The sequence below is a fragment of the Brumimicrobium sp. genome (assembly GCA_023957385.1).
Lineage (GTDB): Bacteria > Bacteroidota > Bacteroidia > Flavobacteriales_D > Crocinitomicaceae > Brumimicrobium.
Genome location: JAMLGZ010000001.1, coordinates 2,282,464 through 2,302,420, shown reverse-complemented (window position 1 = coordinate 2,302,420; position 19,957 = coordinate 2,282,464). Strand labels below are relative to the sequence as shown.

Below are 19,957 nucleotides of genomic sequence, written 5' to 3'. Positions count from 1 at the left end.
ATGAAAAAGACACCGGTACATATTAACCCATCTCCATGTATTGATTATCAGTCAGATTACTTATTCTTAGGTAGCTGTTTTTCTGAAAATATTTCTCAAAAAATGGAAGAAGAAGGATTTCAGATGTTTTCCAATCCTTTCGGTGTACTTTTTAATCCGGTATCTCTGGCTCATTTATTTACTAAATCAGATAATGAATTGGATAAATCAGTATTTGAACGAAGTGGGGTATGTCTTTCTTGGTTTGCAAATAGTACGTGTTTTGGTTATGAGAGAGATGTGTTTGTACAACGTTTAATTCAATTACGAGAGGAGTTCCTTGAAAGATTAAAGACTAGCAAGATACTATGTATAACTTTTGGAACCTCTTGGGTATATGAAAAAAAAGATATACAAGAAGTAGTAGGGAATTGCCATAAAATCAATCAAAATGAATTTAATCGGAAGATGCTTTCTATTGATGAAATGCTTATACTTTGGAAAAACATTTTAGAGCAAAAGATCTATTCAATTAATAAAAATATAGAAATAATTTTTACTGTGAGCCCTGTTAGACATGTAAAAGATGGATTAATAGAAAATACACGTAGCAAAGGAAGACTCATTGAATTAATTTCAAAACTGAAAGAACAACTCCCACAGATTCATTACTTTCCAGCGTATGAGATTATGTTAGATGAGTTGCGTGACTATGCCTATTATGATAGAGATGGGTTACATCCAAATGAATTGGCTGTGGATATTATTTGGGATAGATTTAAAGAAAATTATTTCACAGAAGACACGAAGAAAATTAATCAAGATTATCTTAGAATAAAAGGACTATTTACACATCGTTTACAACATCCTGAATCTAAAGAATCTATAAATTTCATTGAACAGAGAAATCAAAAATGGAAAGATTTCCAGGAAAAACACCTTACAATTAAACCTAGTTGGTAAATGATGAAATGGAGTATAATCATAGTATTTGTTTTGTTTTTGCATACTTTCTTGAATGCTCAGTTGTTAAAAGGAGGAAAACCCAACAGGGCTGATATTTTAATGGGAGCCTTGCGCCCTCAACGTACGTGTTATGATGTAAAGAGCTATTATTTAGATGTGCGTTTTGATATTATAAATCATAGGATTGTTGGAACGAATACGATGAAGTTTGTAGTTGTTGAGAATACGAAAGAAATCCAAGTCGATTTGTATGAGAATATGCAGATGGATGCTGTGTTTTTTCATAACAAACAACTCCCATTTAGAAGAGAGTATAATGCTGTTTTTATTGACTTCCCTACTGAATTAACTAAGAGTAAAGATACTTTAGCTTTGCGTATGAAGTTTTCGGGAGAACCTCATGTTGCCACCAATCCTCCTTGGCAGGGTGGTTTTGTATATAGTACGGATAATAATGGAATTGATTGGGTAGCTGTGGCTGTGCAAGGTGACGGGGCTAGTTTATGGTTTCCGTGTAAAGATCACCCAGCTGATGAGGTAGAGAATGTGTATTTTAGAATGCAAATTCCGGATAACTTAATAGGAGTGTCAAATGGTAAATTGATACAAGAAGAACCACTTGAGAATAATTATAAAGCTTACACTTGGCAAGTAACTTACCCTATTAACAGTTATAATATTACATTCTATATCGGGGATTATGTGCATTTCAATGAACCTAACAATGCATATTCTATTGATTATTACGTTTTGGAAGATCATCTTGAGGCTGCAAAAGAGCAATTCCAACAAGTAAAACCTATGTTGCAATGTTTTGAAGAAAAGTTTGGTCCATATCCTTTTGCGAGAGATGGCTATAAATTAGTTGAAGCTCCTTATTTAGGAATGGAACATCAGAGTGCTGTAGCTTATGGAAACAAATTCATGAATGGGTATTTAGGTACTGATTTGTCTGGCACAGGCATAGGACTGAAGTGGGATTTTATTATCATTCATGAATCTGGTCATGAATGGTTTGGAAACAGTATTTCTACAGCTGATATTGCTGATATGTGGATACATGAGAGTTTTACCTCCTATTCAGAAGCTGTTTTTGTGGAATGTCAATATGGCAAAGAAGAAGCTTTAGATTATATCGTCGGCATACGCGCTGAAATTGAAAATGACGCTCCTATGCAAGGAGTTTATGGAACCAATAGAGAAGGCTCTGGCGATATGTATTACAAAGGTTCTAATATGTGGAATACGATTCGCTTTATCGTCAATGATGATGAATTGTGGTGGGAGGCAATTCGATCTTTTGTGAAACAATTTTCTTATCAAACCATAAATAAAGAACAGGTTATAAACTTTTTTAATACCTTTTTAAAACGAGATTTAACCTCCGTTTTTAATCAATACATAACTAGGATAGATGTTCCTGTATTAAAATACAAAGTGAAGAAACACAATTTGTATTTAAAATGGGATAAAGTTGTTAAAGGATTTGAAATGCCTGTAATATTTAAGGCGAATAACAGAGAATTTAGGATAGAATCAATTACTAGACGGTGGAAAGATACTAAGGTGGAAGTAACTGACATGATGAAAGTTATTTTTAATCAAAAATATTTTTATTATAATTTGTAAATCAGCTACTTTAACCTATTCAAAATAATAAACACTTTTGTCTTAATAAAAATAAAATCAAAAACAGCTTTTCTTTCATAATATATTGAATACTTTTATCTTTGTATTTATAATTATTGGAAGTAGATATGCGCAAGATTTTTGTAATTATTTCGACCTTGGTAATGCTTGGAACCTTCGGATTAGGTTATTATTTAGGGTCTAGTTGGTATGTGCTTTTTGCGGCAGTGCTTGTTTTCACGGTTATGGGGTATATTGATATGGTTCAAACACATCATACAATCCGAAGAAACTACCCACTATTTGGAAGACTTAGGTATGTATTAGAGGAGTTAAGACCTAAGATGTATCAGTATTTTGTTGAATCTGATATTGATGGAAGACCTTTCAACCGTATTGATAGATCTACAATTTATCAACGTGCGAAGAAAGTGCGAGATACTATACCTTTTGGAACTCAATACGATGTGTATGCAGAAGGATATGAATGGATAAGTCATTCCATTTCTCCTAAAAGACATGATGATATGGACCAAGATCCACGCGTTATGGTGGGAAATAAAGATTGTAAACAGCCTTATTCTTGTAGTATTTTGAATATTTCAGCTATGAGTTTTGGTGCATTAAGTGCGAATGCAGTTGAAGCATTAAATATTGGAGCTAAATTGGATAATTTTGCACACAATACAGGAGAAGGTGGTTTAAGTGATTACCATTTAAAACACGGAGGAGATTTAATTTGGCAAGTTGGAACAGGATACTTTGGGTGTCGCGATAAAGATGGGAATTTTAACCCTGAATTATTTGCAGAAAAATCACAGCATCCTAATGTAAAAATGATTGAATTGAAAATTTCTCAAGGTGCCAAACCTGGGCATGGAGGAATTCTTCCAGCTGCAAAAAATACAGAGGAAATCGCACGAATTCGTCACGTAGAGCCTCACACAAAAATTGATTCACCACCATATCATACAGCCTTTAATACTCCTTATGAAATGGTTCAATTCATAAAAAAATTAAGAGATTTATCAGGAGGAAAGCCTGTGGGATTCAAGTTGTGTATCGGCTTGAAGAGTGAATTTATTTCGATTTGTAAAGCAATGATAGAATTAGATACTTATCCTGATTATATTTCTGTTGATGGAGGAGAAGGGGGAACAGGTGCAGCGCCTCCCGAATTTACAAATTATGTAGGAGCACCAATGATTGATGGGTTAGATTTTGTCAATAATATCTTGAGAGGTCTTGGAATTAGAAAGCACATTAAACTTTTTGCTTCTGGCCATATATCTCATGGATTTCATATAGCACGAGCAATTGCTTTAGGTGCTGACGCATGTTATGCTGCTCGTTCTTTCAAAATCTCTTTAGGTTGTATTCAGGCTTTATTATGTAACACAAATAAATGCCCTACTGGTATCACTACACAGGATCCTAAATTAACTAAAGGACTTGTTGTAGAAGATAAAAAAGTGCGTGTTGCTAATTACCATAGAGAAACAGTAAAAAGCTTTGTAGAACTGATTGGTGCTGCAGGTCTGGATGATGCTAGAGAATTAACACGATCACATATTTATCGTAGAATTTCATTGAATGAAATGATAACTTATGAAGAATTATTCCCTACGTATAAGGTAGGTTGTATGTTGGATGGAAATATTCCAGACCGATATAAAGAAGATTTCGAAAATGCCAATATACATGCATGGGGTATTCATCCAAATGGGTGTAAATTACCTGAATAAATGATGTAAACTAATATAGATAAAGGACGTTTCTATGCGTCCTTTTTTTGTGTGCTATTTTGCAAGAACACGAACGAATTCCCATAATGTGACTCCAGCACATACGGATACATTCAAACTATGCTTCGTTCCAAATTGAGGGATTTCTAGAACAACATCAGCAATATCTACCAATTCTTGTTGTACTCCATCTACTTCATTTCCAAAAATGAGTAAATGCTTACCAGTAGTATCCATTTTTAAATTCTGCAAGAAAGTAGTATGCTCGGTTTGTTCAACTGCATAAACGATATAACCTTCTGTTTTATATTTCTGGATAGCCTCCTTTAAATTTTCATAATATTCCCAATCTATAGACTCTGTAGCTCCTAAAGCAGTTTTTTGTATCTCTCTATGAGGCGGTTGGGCGGTAATCCCTCCTAAAATTATTTTAGAGACATTAAAAGCATCAGCTGTACGGAAAAAGGTTCCCACATTTGCTAGACTACGTATATTGTCCAAAACGACTACTAATGGAAATTTATCTGCCTGTTTGAACTCTTCAACGCTAGGTCGTTGTAATTCCCATAATTTTAGTTTTCTGTTCATAAATTTTGATAATTGATTGAAAATTCACCTTGTAAATTCGGAGGTAAACCTTAAGTTTATCGTTTGCAAAATAACACAAACTATTTCATTTTGGCGACGGATAACGAGAAAAAGATTGGAGAAACTCCACTTATGAAGCAATACAATAATATCAAGGCAAAACATCCTTCTGCTTTGCTATTGTTTCGAGTGGGAGATTTTTATGAAACTTTTGGAGAAGATGCAGTGAAGACATCCAAGATATTAGGGATAGTTTTAACTAAAAGAAAAAATGGTGCAGCCGGTGATATGGAGTTAGCTGGCTTTCCACATCATTCATTGGATGTATATCTTCCAAAATTGGTGAGAGCAGGTCAACGTGTGGCTATTTGCGATCAATTGGAAGATCCTAAAATGACTAAAACCATTGTCAAAAGAGGTGTAACAGAGTTAGTTACTCCAGGAGTAGCATTAAACGATCAAGTATTAGAACAAAAGAAAAATAACTTTTTAGCTTCTGTGTTTATCGGTAAGAAACTGATTGGAGTTTCATTCTTAGATATTTCTACAGGTGAATTTTTACTAGCTCAAGGAAATTACAATTATATAGATAAACTCATGCAAGGTTTTGAACCTAGTGAAGTGCTATATTGTAGAACACAAGAAAGTAAGTTTCAGGAACTTTTTGGGACACAATACTATTCTTTTCGTTTAGAAGATTGGGTATATACAGAAGATTTTGGAACAGAAATTTTAAATAAGCATTTCCAAACTAAAAACCTAAAAGGATTTGGAATTGAGGAGCTAACAGAAGGGCTTATAGCAGCAGGATCTATCCTACATTATGTGTCTGAAACCCATCATGATAAGTTAGGGCATATTCTAAAAATTAGCAGGATAGAAGAAGATAAATTCGTCTGGCTCGACCGTTTTACTGCTAGAAATCTAGAATTGATTCATTCTCCCCATGAAAATGGTACAACTTTATTGTCTGTCCTAGATAAAACTCTAACACCAATGGGAGGGCGTTTGATGAAACGTTGGTTAGTACTTCCTTTGAAAGATTTAAAAGCCATTGAACAGCGTTTGGAAGGAGTTGAAAATTTAATTGAACAAGATGATTTAACCTATGAGTTGCGCCAGCGTTTAGGAGGAGTATACGACTTAGAGCGATTGGCTTCCAAAATAGCGGTAGGGAAAGTAAATCCTAAAGAAGTGAATCAATTAAAGATTACATTGGAAGAATTACAAGCTATCCAGGATTTACTCAAAAAATCAAAAGCAAAGTCATTACAAGGAATTGTGGATAGGATAAATCCATGTGTAGATTTAATTAAAACGATCAAAGAACAGTTAGATGAGGACGCGGCTATACAAGTTGGAAAGGGAAAGGTAATAGCAGATGGATTTAATTCGGAATTAGATGAATTGAGAGCCTTGTCTTCTTCTGGAAAACAATTCTTGGAGGAGTTGCAACAAAGAGAAGCTGATCGTACTGGTATTCCTAGTCTAAAAGTTTCTTTTAACAATGTCTTTGGCTATTATATTGAAGTTAGAAACACACATAAAGATAAAGTCCCTGATGATTGGATTCGTAAGCAAACGCTGGTTAATGCCGAACGTTATATTACCCAAGAACTCAAAGAATATGAGAGTAAAATCTTAGGGGCAGAAGAGAAAATTGAAATAATAGAACGAAGATTATTTACAGAATTAATTCTATCTATTGCCGACTATATCCAAACCATTCAATTAAATGCTTTTCTTATCGGACAATTAGATTGTTTAGCTTCATTTGCTGTAGTTTCCAAAGAAAATAATTACAATAAGCCAATGCTTGATGAGCATTTTGAGATAGACATCAAAGGAGGGCGTCATCCAGTGATTGAAAAATGTATGGGTATTGGTGAAGAGTATATTCCAAATGATATTTTTCTTGATAATGAATCTCAGCAAATCATTATGATTACCGGACCTAACATGTCAGGTAAAAGTGCAATTCTGCGACAGACAGCTCTTATTTCATTAATGGCACAAATAGGTTGTTTTGTTCCTGCTACTCATGCTAAATTAGGTGTAGTTGATAAGATTTTCACACGTGTTGGCGCTTCAGATAATATTTCATCAGGTGAATCTACTTTTATGGTCGAGATGAATGAAACAGCAAGTATTCTGAATAATTTATCTGCCAGAAGCCTGGTTTTATTAGATGAAATAGGTCGAGGAACCAGTACTTATGACGGTATTTCTATAGCGTGGGCTATCGCAGAATATCTACATGAATCTCCCCAAGCTAAATGCAAAACCTTGTTTGCAACACATTATCATGAGTTGAATGAAATGACCAATAAATTCTCACGCATTAAAAACTATACAGTCTCTGTTAAGGAAATTGACAATAAGATTTTATTCCTGCGCAAGCTAGTGCCCGGAGGAAGTGAGCATAGTTTTGGAATTCATGTTGCCAAACTTGCAGGTATGCCTAGTATGGTTGTTTCTCGCGCAGAAAAGATGTTAAAAGAACTGGAATCATCTAATCGAACTACAGACAAAGAGAAAGTAAAAGAAGCCGCTAACAGTCCCGATATGCAGTTAAGCTTTTTCCAGTTAGATGATCCTATCCTAGAAGAAATCCGTGAAGAAGTCAAAAATATTGATATAAACACGCTAACCCCAGTTGAAGCTTTATTTAAACTAAATGAGATACAACGAAAAGTAGGGAAGGGGTAGTGGATACGATATCAAAAGATTAAAATCAAAGAAGTAAAAAGATGAAGAATAATATAATAAATATACTTTTCTTAGTGTACTGTTCCCTTTTTATTTGGAATAGTTCCTATGCTTGTAGCTGTATTGGTAAAGCAACTACTAAACAAGAACTAAAGTCATCTGATTTTGTTTTTCGGGGGACGGTTATAGAGGATTCTACTTTTGTAATTGATACACTATTTGGAGACCGTTACGTTTACAACACGAAATACAAATTCAAAGTACAAAGTATTTACAAAGGGAAGAAAAAACATCATGAACAGGAAGTTGTTATTATAACAGGGATAGGTAACGGGGATTGTGGCTTTAGGTTTGAGAAGGGAAAGGAATATATCGTGTATGCAAATTGGGAAAATAAATATTATAGCAAAGGAGAGCAGGTAGGAAAATTTCTATATACGAATATTTGCAAACGGACAACATCCGATATAGAAACTGAAGAAGCTGAAATTGAGAAATATATAAAACCCTGTAAATGGGTTCTCTACCTCCGAGTCCCAAGCGAATAAGATTTTATCAACATTCCCCAATCTCCTCTTGAAAAGCCAACCCAAAGCGCGTCAGCCAGACAAAAAAGCGGGAAGCAGCGCGCGTGAATGGCAAATGCCCGTGGGACGTACGGTAAATGCCCGTAGAGACGTACGGCCGTACGTCTCTACGGGTATTTGCCAGAGCGGGGAGGCAGCATTTTTTTGTCTTGTCTTTTTGCCTACTTTTTTGACAAGAAAAAAGTAAGGAAATAAATTAAAATTTGTATCTTTCGATTATGAAACGCACACTTCAAAATCACATACTCGATACTTTTTCTCCGATGGGAAAACCCTATCAAAAAGAGTTTTTGGTGTGGAACATCTATGGAAGTTCCAGACTTGGAGCAACGAAAGAGGCAGTAAATATGCAAAACCCTAGTTTATTACCAAGCTACGGTATTTTAGGAAATAGAAACTATGAGCTTTCAGACCACAGAGGGAACGTGCAAACGGTGATTAATGACATCAAATATCCGCTAGAGGATAACGGAACGATAACGAGTTATCAAACTGGTATTTCCCATGTATTTGACTACTCTCCATTTGGTGCACCGCTGGATGGCAAACAGATTGAAAACACTGCGTACAGTTTTGTTAACAGCTTAAAAACAAGTGATAGCAGTGAAAACGAGAGTGAAAAGATGGTAAAATGAAGTATAAACAAACGGTTATTTCTGAAATATTACCAAGTTCTAAAACCTTTAAACCGTCAACGGCACTGATATTAAAATTGACAAAGGGAATGTGAAGCCTGTTGGTTTTGTTTTGGTTTTGTTTGGTTCTAAAATGATTAACAACCTAAGCGGTGCAGGTTATCTAAACGAAGCCCTGGATGAATGTTGGAAATGAAATAGACTACTCTTCTTGCCAATTATTACTAATAGTTACCAGTTTTGACTTTTTACACAACTTTTTAAAGTGAAATACGTTATCTTTGTAGAAAGATTTGTTTATATTTATCAAAATCAATAATAGGGAACGTCATGAGAACAATAAGAATACAGGCAACGCCAGAACAATTAAAGCAAATTAATGCTTTTATAAAAAAAATCGGTGCTGAAGTTGTGAAATCAGAACCGAGCAAGGTTTATTCTAAAAAGGAAGTACATCCTTATTTATTAGAAACCGATAATTATTGCAAACATCTTAAAAATGAAATTATTAAAGAGTACAACAAAACCACTAAGGTTAAAGCCAAGCCTGTCCTTTGAAAAAGCTGTAATTAGTTATTTTGTTTTTAAATCAAAAAATCTGAAAGATATTGAACATGCAAAAAGTATTATTGATCGAATAAATGGGGAATTAAAGGAAATACAAATTAACAAAAAACACTTCTCACAAAAAGTACACTACCGGAACTCCAAAAACTTACAACGCTTCATCATTGAGAAACATACAATTTTCTTTAGAATCGATTTGCAAAAGGAAGAGTTACAAGTCATGTATTTTGTTCCTTCCAAACGAGTAAAGAAAAAACTAACCAAATAGCCTTCAAAAAAATATTTACCCACCCGTGCATTGTTGTACGGATTTTTTTATGTTTTGACAGGCAATTCCTGAGACAACCGAAGCAAAGCAAAGCTCACCCGCTACTTCCGAGACAACCGTAGCAAAGCGAAGCTCACTGACCAACGGGAAGTAAAAGCGAATAAAAACCTTCGTTACAACGAAGTATAAGATATAATGAGTTGTTTGATAGTCTTTTACAAAATAAAAAGTCTAAGGCTTTTAAGAGTTTCATTATGTAACTACAATGGCAAGATAGAATGAGTTCTTTTGCTGGCTTTCTATTTTAGTGAATGGAAACAAGATGCTCCACGGTTATAGTTTTCAGGAGTTATTTAAGTAATTCATTTGACTTCGATTTACAGGGAGGTAGGTTAGAGTTCATAGTCAATACAGCAGTTAATCTCTTTATTTTGTGCAATTCTTATTTTCTTCGCGTTTGCTTTTTGTTTAGAAAAATCGAGATTTATTTTTTGTTGTGTATATACCTCAAGAGGAGTACATCCATTTAAAGAGGTGTGTGGTCGTACGGCATTATAATCATAAATAATGTCTTTTAAGCACTGATTTAATTCTATTAAATTTGTAGGTCTTTTTACTCTAAGGTATCTTTTTATTATTTTATTAACTGCTTCAATCGTGGAGTTAGAAAACCTTACATCTTTTAACGCCAAGAGTTTATTGAGTTCAGGCATTTTAGATTTTTCAATAAAGTTTTGGATAATGAGATTGTTGTTTTCTGCACCGCCATCGGTAATCAGGGTTGTCCTTTTAAGATGAGGATGATAATAACGTATTGTTTCCCAGGCTTTTTTTAATGCTTTTTTAGCATTTTCTCCATTTTTTCGTAAATCAATATTCCACCCTATGATCATTTTTGAGAAATTATCACAAATTAAAATAATTGCAGCTTTTATTCCGATAGTTAATTCCCAAAATGTAGTGTCGATATGAATTACCTCGTTTGGTTTTGATGTTTTTAGTGGATGATAGTTTTCGATATCGATTTTCTTAAATTTTCTTTTCAATCCAAGTAAGTTAGCATATTTATAGAATGTGCTTAAAGAAATCGAGAGCATATTATTCCTTAATGCATAATAATAAATAGAAGAAGCAGGCAAGCAAATAAAGGATGGATTTCTAAATAGATTTTTTATCGTTTCTACTTCTTTTTTAGCAAGTTGGAAGGGATGTCTTTTAAAACAGAGACTTAGTGGAGAGATACCGCAATTTACCTTTTCGCTTGTTAGCCAAGCATAAAAGGTAGTTGGAGAAATTTTATAAATATCGAGTACTATTTTTTTTGGTATCGCGGTAAATAGGAGTTGCATTGAATCAATCATAAGCGATCTCATTTTTTTATTTTCTTTGATAATGGGTAAAAAATAGTTAGATGTTTTTTTCCATACACGAATTATATTTAAAACAATAAACTTCAATTTTTGATATTCTTGAAAAACTTCAAACTGTTCGATGGCTTCTTTTTGTATCGCGCTTATTTGATGACCCACATAGCAGGAGTAGTCTAAATTTCTCCATGTAGATATGGTTGAATAAGGAATGTTTTTTCTAATATTTTCAGGAATTAAGTACTCTTTATTTTGGTTGTACAGCCAAATCAGGAAAGAATCATATTTCTTTCGTTTCATAGTAGTAGCTTTTTATGTTTTCAACACATTAAGGCTTCAAATATAGGTTTATTGTTTGAAGTAAATGTATTTTACTCAGTAGTAAATTGTATATAGCTTGTTTTTTGAGGTAACTAAAGTTTGAAGACGGAATTGGTAAAACTAAGCTTTAAATGTATGCGTTACTTTGGGATTATCGTTTGTTGAAGGTCAGTTTAAAGTACGTCGAGTTATTTATCTAAATAATGACCCATAGCAGAAATTACGAAAACAGTACCTACTTTTTCATCTACTTTATAAATTAATCTATCTTTTGAATTAATCCTACGCGCCCATTTTCCTTGTAATTCATATTTAAGTGGTTCGGGTTGTCCAGCTCCTGTATATGGATGTTCTGAAAGTTCAAGGAGAAAGGTTTCGATCTTCTTGATAGAAGATTTATTACCAGACTTTAAATGTTTTTTAATATCATTTTCAGCTAATTTTTCTACTTTAACCCTAAACTTCCCCATATATCGTCTGGATTAATTTCTTTGTAATCGCCTCTTTTTTCTGCGTGCTGTATTTTTTTTATGAATTCAGGGTTATAAGGACTTTTTTCTTCCACTATTTCTACTCCAGGTTGTTTAGAAAATATTTCAAGCATTGCCTTTAAAGCTTTTCCTGCTTTACTGTTTGTATTGATTTTTAATGTAATCGTCTCCATAATCCCTATTGTTTCTTCAAAGATAACGTATTTCGTTGAGAAAAGTTGTTTTTGCAAGGTGAAAGTAAATAAAAGCCTTCAATCCAATGAAGTATGAGATAGAAAGAGTTGTTTATTAGTTATTTATAAAATAAGAGTTATAATTTTATTAAAGTTCCCCAATCTCCTCATGAAAAGCCATCTCAAAGCGTGCAGGCCAGACAAAAAAGCGGGAAGCAGCGCGCGTGAATGGCAAATGCCCGTATGGGTCGTACGGTAAATACCCGTAGATACGTACGGCCGTACGTCCCTACGGGCATTTGCCAGAGCGGGGAGGTAGCATTTTTTTGTCTTGTCTTTTTGCTACTTTTTTGACAAGAAAAAAGTAAGGAAAGAATAATTTTCCGATACTTTTTTGAGTAGCCTAGTCCTCCTCCCCCCAGCCCCCTCCAAAGGGGGAGTATGAAACTAAAGGGTTGTCATACGTCCCTACGGATAGTTGCCATACGATTCCATAATTTTTTGTAAATGCACAATGAGTTAACGTACTATTTACTTTTTAAAAACACTATCTTTGCCCTAATATTTAGAATATGAAAAAATTCTGGGCAAAATTCCGCTATTTCTCAATTGGTTTAGTTTTAGGAACTATCTTCGTTTTAGTCGTTTTTGGTGATAGGGCATGTTCTTGGCTTCCAGGCCATAGAATCAAAGAAGACATCTTAGGTAAAGTGATTGTTTTTCCGGAGGATCAACTCGATGCGCTAAATGCTATGGGTATATCGGGTGAAAATATTTCTGATATAATCACTCACGGTAAAATCCTTTTTAGTGAAAGTGTAAAAAAACCTACGGTATATCCTAAGGCATATGTGCTAGAACTAACTGATGGAAATACCCGTAAGAGAGTACAGTTTTCTTTATATGAGGATAGTTACATAAGCATTGTTCACCCATTAAAAGAAGGAGAGAAAGCATCCGCATACAAACAACTTAAGGGATGGGGAAAGATGGTGCATTTCCCTTCTGATTCTTCTTTGGTATATATTGATAATTCTGAATATACAATGTGTAAGGCAAGCGGTTTGGCAGATACTTACCCAAATCATATTTTAAATGACTTAAGAAAAACAGGAAAGGTAGATTTTTCTCATAGTAATTTGATGTTAACAAAAGCTTCTCTCCGTGTATCATTTACTCAAAATGATACCTTACATGTTGATGCAGAAACCATCATTTATAAATACCGAATTACCTTTAAAGATTTTTACTGGGATTCTAAATTACCTTGTGAAAAATAAATATTAGCACTTTGAACTATGAAAAATAAAAAATATAACGTAATCATTCTTTTTGTATTGGGATTGATTTTTTCGTCTTGTGGTTCTTCTAAATTAGTTGAGCCGCTTCGAAAAAATGAGAATGCCATTGCGGTTGAGTTGGGAGGACCTTTAATTAAAATACCAGGTTCTATTACAGCACCTCTTCCTTTTACTTCTATTATGTATGGACGAGGAATTACAAATGATTTAACGCTCCATGGTAGTTGGTATTCTACCGCCTCAGTTTTTGGAATTGCTCAAATTGATCTAGGAGCTACCTATGGCTTTTGGAAAAGTAAAGATGAAAAACACGGCTTTTCAGGTATGTTGGGTTTTAATACCGCTTTAGATGTATATGAAACAAAGAGCTTTAAATTCTGGCCTCAACTAAATGCGCATTATTATTTAAAATATAATTTTAAACAGCAAACACAGGATGAATTACTCACCAATGGTTCTAAAAGGGCTAATTTGTTTTATGTTGGTTTCTCTACTTGGTATGAATTAGGGCGAATTAAAGCACATGGTGAAAAACAGAAAAATATAGTAATCCCATCTTTTGATATTGGTCATGATTTGAATTGGAAACGTTGGACGTTTAAATTGGAGTTGAGATTGATTGCTCCTTTTACTTCCAATAAAGATATTGTTGTTGAGTATAAAAGTATCACGGGAAAAACGGGAGCAACGGGTGTGTATTTAGGATTTATGTATAGATTTAAGCGATGAAAAAGATATTATTTTTAATAATTATAGTAGTTGTAATAACTGGATGTAGAAAGCGATTAGATAGTTTTCTGTTTAATAATAGTGAATTAACTTCCTATAAATTAGATGAGTATGGAGGTGAATTAGCTTTAGATTTACCGCAAAGCTATTATGTTCCCTCAAACAAGATTCACTTATTTAGTTATACTATTAATGATAAAGGAGAGAATTTGAAAATGTACGCAATTTATGTAGGTGATATTGCACAAATTCAAACAGATACCATTATTCTATATTGCCACGGTAATAAAGACCACATGGATCATTATTGGCCTCGTCAGAAGTTGCTAAGTTATGTTGGAGGTTTTGGTCGTTATGGGGTATTGATGTTTGATTATCCAGGTTATGGAATGTCGCAAGGAAAACCCACAGAAGATAATATGTATGAGGCAACAAATGGGGCTATGAAATGGCTGAAAAATAATGGTTTAACAAATGATCGTTTAATTATATATGGTTATTCTATGGGAAGTGCGCCAGCTTCTAAATCGGTAGGAGACAAATCGTTTGTACTACAGCCAAGTAAGGTGATATTAGAAGCTCCTTTTGCTAGTTCAGCTGTGATGGTACAAGATGGCTCCGCATTAACCATGCCTTCGTCTTTCTTTGTAGATTTGAAAATTGAGAACGCAGAACAAATGAAGAAATGTGAAGTGCCACTCTATTGGTTACATGGAATTGATGATGACTTTTTGTCCATAGAAACTCATGGAAGAATTGTTTATAAAAACCATACGCATAGCTGGAAGCAAAGTAGTGAGGTAGCAGGTGCTAATCATACCACAGTGCCAACCTTTATGGGTTTGAACAACTATAAGCAAAAGATTCAAGATTTTATAACAAAAGATTGATTTTGGATAGGCATTTTCATAACTTTCGCTTATGAAAATTTATAATCCATACACCCAAAAAGAAGTAGGAGAAATCTCTTTGTCTTCTCAGAAAGAAGCAGATGTAATAGTAGCAAATGCTGTAAAAGCTCAACCTATCTGTGCTAATTTAACTTCAGGGGAACGTGCTGAAATTTTGAAAGACATAGTGGATGGAATAACTGTTCATTTTGATGATTTTGTAAATACCATTGTTAAAGAAAGTGGGAAACCATATAAATACGCGAAAGGCGAAGTACTTAGAGCGATACAAACATTTACTATTGCTTCGGAAGAGAGTAAACGTTTACCACATGAATTATTTGATTTAGACGCAACAGCTAAAGGAAAAGGATTGAAAGGAGAATATGTATATTTCCCTAAAGGAGTGGTTCTTGGAATTTCTCCTTTTAATTTTCCTCTTAATTTGGTAGCTCATAAAGTAGCACCCGCTATAGCTACAGCTTGTCCAATTATTCTTAAACCTTCCGAGAAAACTCCTTTAACGGCTGAATTACTTGCGAAAATAATAGCTAAAACGAAATTACCTCAAGGAGCTTTTCAAGTATTGCACTGTAAGAATGAAGTGACACAAACCTTAGTACAAAATAAGGATATACAGCTAGTTTCATTTACAGGTTCTGCGAAAGTCGGATGGGATATTAAAGCTGCAGCAGGTAGAAAGCAAGTAGTGTTGGAACTAGGAGGAAATGCAGCTGCCATTGTTCACCAAGATGCCGAGTTGGATTTGGCAATTGAGGAGTTGTTAGTAGGAGGTTTTGCCTATTCGGGACAGGTGTGTATTCATACGCAACGTATTTACGTACATGCTTCATTGTTTGATTCATTCACTCAAAAATATATACAGAAGGTGCAAGCATTAAATATTGGTGATCCTAAGAATGAAACTACAGAATTTGGTGTGCTAATTAATGAAGATAATGCTATTCGTATCGAGTCTTGGGTAAACGAAGCGATTCAAGCTGGGGCAAAAAGTTTGTTAGAAGGTAAACGGGAAGGAGCATTTTATCCGCCAACTATTTTGACCCATGTTGCTAAGGGACAAAAGGTAAGAGATGAAGAAGTTTTTGGTCCTGTAGTAGTCATCGAGAAATATTCCCAAATTGATGAAGCTATTACACAAGTGAATGATTCAGATTGGGGCTTACAGGCGGCTATTTTTACGAATAGTATATCGATTCGCGATAAAACATTTAACGAATTGAAAGTAGGAGCTGTAATCCATAATAAATCCACAACTTTTAGAGTAGATGATATGCCTTATGGAGGAATTAAAGCTTCAGGATTTGGTAGGGAAGGGGTTCGCTACGCGATGATGGATTATTTAGAGGGGAAATTATTGGTTAGATAGTTTCTAACCGCAAAGCATAGTATCCTTCGCGGTTAAAAACCTGATAATTCTAGTTAAGTGTCCAGTGAGTTTTTAAAGGAATGAATATGGGACAAACTATTTCCCTCTTACCAAATGAATATATCCATTTCTTTCAATCTCATTTCCACTAAAGGAGGTGACTTTTATAACATAAAAATAGACTCCTTCACTACAATCTGCACCCACATTGTTTACCTTTCCATTCCAAGCAAATTGAACTTCATCACTTTCAAATACTGTATTATTCCATCTGTTTACAATAAATATGTTTAAACTTTTAATGTTTTCTGCATAAATTAATTTGAAGAAATCATTGTCATTATCTCCGTTTGGAGTGAAAACATTTGGAACATCAAAACGAGATTCTGGCTCTAGGATGGTGATTACAAGTTGAGCAATATCCATACAACCATTTGCATCATATCCTACCAATGTTACGGTGTAAGTTCCAGACTCTGAGTCAGAATAAGTATGGGTCGCATTGGTGGTAAATTCATTTGAAGTTGTATCGCCAAAATCCCAGATATAATTTACAGCATCCGTAGATGTGTTTGTAAAATTAATGACTGTATTATCTAGATCAGTTTGTGTTGGGTCTGCAGTGAATGATACGTTTGGCCCTGAAATAATTACGGTTTTTGTTACTGTATCAGCGCAATTTGCACCGTATGAAACAATATAAGTAATCGTATGGGTTCCATTACCAGCAATCTGAGGATTAAATGTATTGCCATTTACTCCTGGACCTGAGAAAGTACCGTTGGCTTGCGTTGGAACTAATATGATGCTTGTATCACTCTTACAGTAATCGTTATTCAATCCTGTAAAAGAAGCGTCGGGTGTATTGGTAGTCAAAGTAAAAGTCTGACTAGCGCTACATGGAGCTCCTCCACCTCCAGTTGAAGAGATAATTTCTAAATTATTAATAGCTACAGATGGATCTGTTCCCACACCATCATCATTGTTATCCCAGCGAATAGCAATTTGAAGGTTGTTGATGTTTTCACAAGAGACAGGTAATGCTTGTGAATAAGCAGACCATAAACCTTGAGTGTTAGGGCATGTCCCTGAATTAAGAGCGTTACCTAGCTGCGTCCAGCCATTACCATCATTATACCAAACGGTAGCCTGATCGTTCGGTATAGCACCATTAGCTATGTAATCAAAGTTTAGTGAGAGTCCAGTGTATCCAACCGTATTAATTAGTGGAGATTCAGCTCTACGATGTGTTTCAGGGCAGAATAGAATTCCACATAAACCGCCCGCATCATATGCAGCACCCCCATTAGGCATAAATACACTGGTTATATGAAGTGTAGCGTCTCCGTTATTAGCAACACCACAACCACCAGGTGAAACACCGCCTTCTGCATCACTTACGGTGAAGAAATTTGCGTCTGATCCTTCTGGTGCTAACGAAACATTGAGATTCCAGTTAGTTGCTCCAGAGTTAAAATCTTCATAGAATAGAGAGGTAGTTGTACCAGTTCCTCCACTTCCGCCTCCAGCATTAATTACTTCTACGGAATAATTGCCATCACATATATTAGATAGCGTAGAAGTATTTCCTCCTACAACATTCCCATTACCGTCTTTCCATATATAGGTGTAAGGAGGGTTTCCACCTGAAACTGTGATTTCAATTTCACCATCACACATGCCATTACAAGATGGATTAGTCGTAATTACATTATCAATTACAGGTCCTCCTATATTACTAATAGTTATTGTTTCTGTACTTTCACATCCTTTAGAATCTACAATATATACTGAATAAGTCCCAGCTCCTAGATTTTGAAAACCACCATTACTTTGTAGCGTGTTTCCACCATCTATAGAATATTGATAAGGAGAAACTCCACCTGAAGCAGTAAGAGTGATAGAACCATCTCCTGCATTACAATTTTCATCTGTAAATGAGGAAGTATGGGTTAGTGTAGATATAGTAACTTGGATTTGTTGAACACTAAAACAAGTAGGATCATTTGGATCTTCTATTCTTACCCAATAGGTACCAGGAGTTGAAACACTTGAAGAAATAGCATTTGTGGCATTGTTAGCATCTGCTTGTGTGCCGTAGTATGTAATTGTAAATCCGCTTGCATTTGATACCGCATTTGATAAATTGATTGGGCTATTACAGGATGATTCAGTGATATTAGCAACGGTAGCATTATTTGTGTTACAGCCTGTACATTGAGGAATACCTGCCAATGAATTTATTGTGAGTGTATCACCTAAAGCATCTACTACAATGATTGGTAGATTGCTTGGTGGTGTTACTGTTGTTCCAGTAGCAAAAACATCATAACCAGGAGGGGTAGAGCAAGATGTTATAGGCATAGGAGGAAGGCCTCCGCCTAAACAAGTTCCAAATGTCCAAGTTCCACCGCATTGTACACATGATGCTTGGTCTGTAATAGGAATCGTTGACCCAGAAACCCATTCACTCCAGGTATAAGGTCCAGTCCCACCTGAAACAGTCAACTGACCATTATCCTCGCATACATTTAAGTTACAAGCCTTAACTGTAATATCGATTTTGGCAATATATCCACAATCAAGTGTAAACGAAATAGAATGTGTTCCTTCACCCGCAACACTGGGGTCAAATGTTCCTAATGTAGCATTTGTAATTCCAGGTCCACTCCATGTCCCAATTATAGTATTGGCACATTGTGTATTAGAACCAGCAGATAAATTAAATGGTGCATCATTAACACATGGAGACGGAGCAGGATTAATTTCGGCATAACAGCATGAGTTTTCTATAATACTAACATCATCTATATAATAATAGGCGTATGGATTCATGAAGGCACTTTGACCTGATCCAAAAGTTATTTGGTTAGTATTCGCATCATTGTCAAAATTTCCAATAATGAAATACTGTTCTCCTCCTGTTGCAGTATAGTCCCATTGTAATCTCTTCCAGCCCATCGTATCAGTTATGATACCACAAGTATTTGTCAGTTGGGGAGTGACATTAATACGAGAGCCTTGAGCACAAGCATCTCGTAAATAATGGGTGTTGGTAAAATATACGCCAATATTTTCTGTAGCATAAGCGACCTCATTTGCTAGACTGATATAAAAAGATACACAATAAGTTTGACCAGCTACTAATGGACTTGTTGTATGCCCTTGTAGATATTCTCTATAATTACTTGATATTCCAAAAGGAGCATCATAAAGAATAATACCAGCGTGTCGCGTTCCTGTTCGTGACATTTGCCAACCTAATACAGAATTTGGCATGTGAGTGGGGGCAGGAGTATTGAGTATTGGAATCACGTTACAAGCAGAGAATAAGTCGGAAGAACTACAACTGTCTCCTGGAATATTAGAGTTTGCATTATCCCAACTAGGATCCAAATCTTGACGGAAAGATTCTCCTCCCATTTGGCTACAATTTGTATTTGTAATTTCAAAACTAGGATTTACAACTAGGTTTTGAGAAAATATATGAATGGGTATAATTACCAATAAGGTAATATAAAATAGTTTTATTTTATAGTTCATAATATAGCTGTGTTTAACACGTCAAAAGTACAAAAATAATTTATCTACTACATCTCATTTCTGTATAAAAAAAAATAAG

Annotated in this window: 16 protein-coding genes; 11 read left to right on the top strand and 5 right to left on the bottom strand. The window is 34.9% G+C overall.

Features of this window, described 5'->3' with window-relative positions:
* The 3 genes from M9897_10075 (at window position 1) to M9897_10065 (ending at window position 4,319) form a co-directional block, all read left to right on the top strand.
* Window positions 1-942: a GSCFA domain-containing protein gene (locus tag M9897_10075; protein ID MCO5269230.1), complete on the top strand. Its 942-nt coding sequence runs from the start codon at window positions 1-3 to the stop codon at window positions 940-942.
* Entirely contained in the window at window positions 943-2,574 is a 1,632-nt protein-coding gene (locus M9897_10070; GenBank protein ID MCO5269229.1) for a M1 family metallopeptidase, read from the top strand.
* A gap of 128 nt (window positions 2,575-2,702) precedes the next feature.
* On the top strand, window positions 2,703-4,319 hold the full coding sequence (locus M9897_10065; GenBank protein MCO5269228.1) for an FMN-binding glutamate synthase family protein: 1,617 nt from the start codon (window positions 2,703-2,705) through the stop codon (window positions 4,317-4,319).
* Between the two features lie 54 nt (window positions 4,320-4,373).
* On the opposite strand, the gene M9897_10060 is transcribed toward M9897_10065, so the two are convergent.
* Window positions 4,374-4,907, bottom strand: a complete 534-nt coding sequence (locus M9897_10060) for an RNA methyltransferase (GenBank protein MCO5269227.1) — start codon at window positions 4,905-4,907, stop codon at window positions 4,374-4,376.
* Between the two features lie 132 nt (window positions 4,908-5,039).
* Between M9897_10060 and mutS the strand changes: the two genes are divergently transcribed.
* The 4 genes from mutS (at window position 5,040) to M9897_10040 (ending at window position 9,396) form a co-directional block, all read left to right on the top strand.
* Window positions 5,040-7,616, top strand: a complete 2,577-nt coding sequence (gene mutS / locus M9897_10055; GenBank protein MCO5269226.1) for a DNA mismatch repair protein MutS — start codon at window positions 5,040-5,042, stop codon at window positions 7,614-7,616.
* Between the two features lie 41 nt (window positions 7,617-7,657).
* Window positions 7,658-8,164 carry a hypothetical protein gene (locus tag M9897_10050; GenBank protein ID MCO5269225.1) on the top strand — a complete coding sequence of 169 codons (507 nt, stop codon included), beginning with the start codon at window positions 7,658-7,660 and terminating at the stop codon, window positions 8,162-8,164.
* Between the two features lie 257 nt (window positions 8,165-8,421).
* Window positions 8,422-8,838 (top strand): hypothetical protein, encoded by a 417-nt coding sequence (locus M9897_10045; protein MCO5269224.1) that lies wholly within the window; start codon window positions 8,422-8,424, stop codon window positions 8,836-8,838.
* Window positions 8,839-9,168: 330 nt separating this feature from the next.
* Window positions 9,169-9,396: a hypothetical protein gene (locus M9897_10040; protein MCO5269223.1), complete on the top strand. Its 228-nt coding sequence runs from the start codon at window positions 9,169-9,171 to the stop codon at window positions 9,394-9,396.
* A gap of 669 nt (window positions 9,397-10,065) precedes the next feature.
* On the opposite strand, the gene M9897_10035 is transcribed toward M9897_10040, so the two are convergent.
* From M9897_10035 to M9897_10025, 3 genes are all read right to left on the bottom strand, one after another.
* The gene (locus tag M9897_10035; GenBank protein ID MCO5269222.1) at window positions 10,066-11,340 is read right to left on the bottom strand and encodes an integrase core domain-containing protein; all 1,275 of its coding nucleotides are present in this window, start codon (window positions 11,338-11,340) and stop codon (window positions 10,066-10,068) included.
* 209 nt (window positions 11,341-11,549) lie between these two features.
* A complete protein-coding gene (locus M9897_10030) occupies window positions 11,550-11,831 on the bottom strand; it encodes a Txe/YoeB family addiction module toxin (GenBank protein ID MCO5269221.1) in 282 nt (93 codons plus the stop codon).
* Entirely contained in the window at window positions 11,807-12,082 is a 276-nt protein-coding gene (locus M9897_10025; protein MCO5269220.1) for a hypothetical protein, read from the bottom strand. The genes M9897_10030 and M9897_10025 overlap by 25 nt, the downstream gene beginning before the upstream one ends.
* 515 nt (window positions 12,083-12,597) lie before the next feature.
* On the opposite strand from M9897_10025, the gene M9897_10020 reads away from it, so the two are divergent.
* From M9897_10020 to M9897_10005, 4 genes are read left to right on the top strand one after another with little or no spacing between them, the layout of a single operon-like run.
* The gene (locus tag M9897_10020; protein ID MCO5269219.1) at window positions 12,598-13,305 is read left to right on the top strand and encodes a hypothetical protein; all 708 of its coding nucleotides are present in this window, start codon (window positions 12,598-12,600) and stop codon (window positions 13,303-13,305) included.
* Window positions 13,306-13,323: 18 nt separating this feature from the next.
* Window positions 13,324-14,055 carry a hypothetical protein gene (locus M9897_10015; protein MCO5269218.1) on the top strand — a complete coding sequence of 244 codons (732 nt, stop codon included), beginning with the start codon at window positions 13,324-13,326 and terminating at the stop codon, window positions 14,053-14,055.
* Entirely contained in the window at window positions 14,052-14,945 is an 894-nt protein-coding gene (locus tag M9897_10010; GenBank protein MCO5269217.1) for an alpha/beta hydrolase, read from the top strand. The genes M9897_10015 and M9897_10010 overlap by 4 nt, the downstream gene beginning before the upstream one ends.
* A gap of 31 nt (window positions 14,946-14,976) precedes the next feature.
* Entirely contained in the window at window positions 14,977-16,335 is a 1,359-nt protein-coding gene (locus tag M9897_10005; protein ID MCO5269216.1) for an aldehyde dehydrogenase family protein, read from the top strand.
* Between the two features lie 96 nt (window positions 16,336-16,431).
* Here M9897_10005 and M9897_10000 read toward each other — a convergent pair whose 3' ends face one another.
* On the bottom strand, window positions 16,432-19,878 hold the full coding sequence (locus tag M9897_10000) for a gliding motility-associated C-terminal domain-containing protein (protein MCO5269215.1): 3,447 nt from the start codon (window positions 19,876-19,878) through the stop codon (window positions 16,432-16,434).
* Window positions 19,879-19,957: the final 79 nt, after the last annotated feature.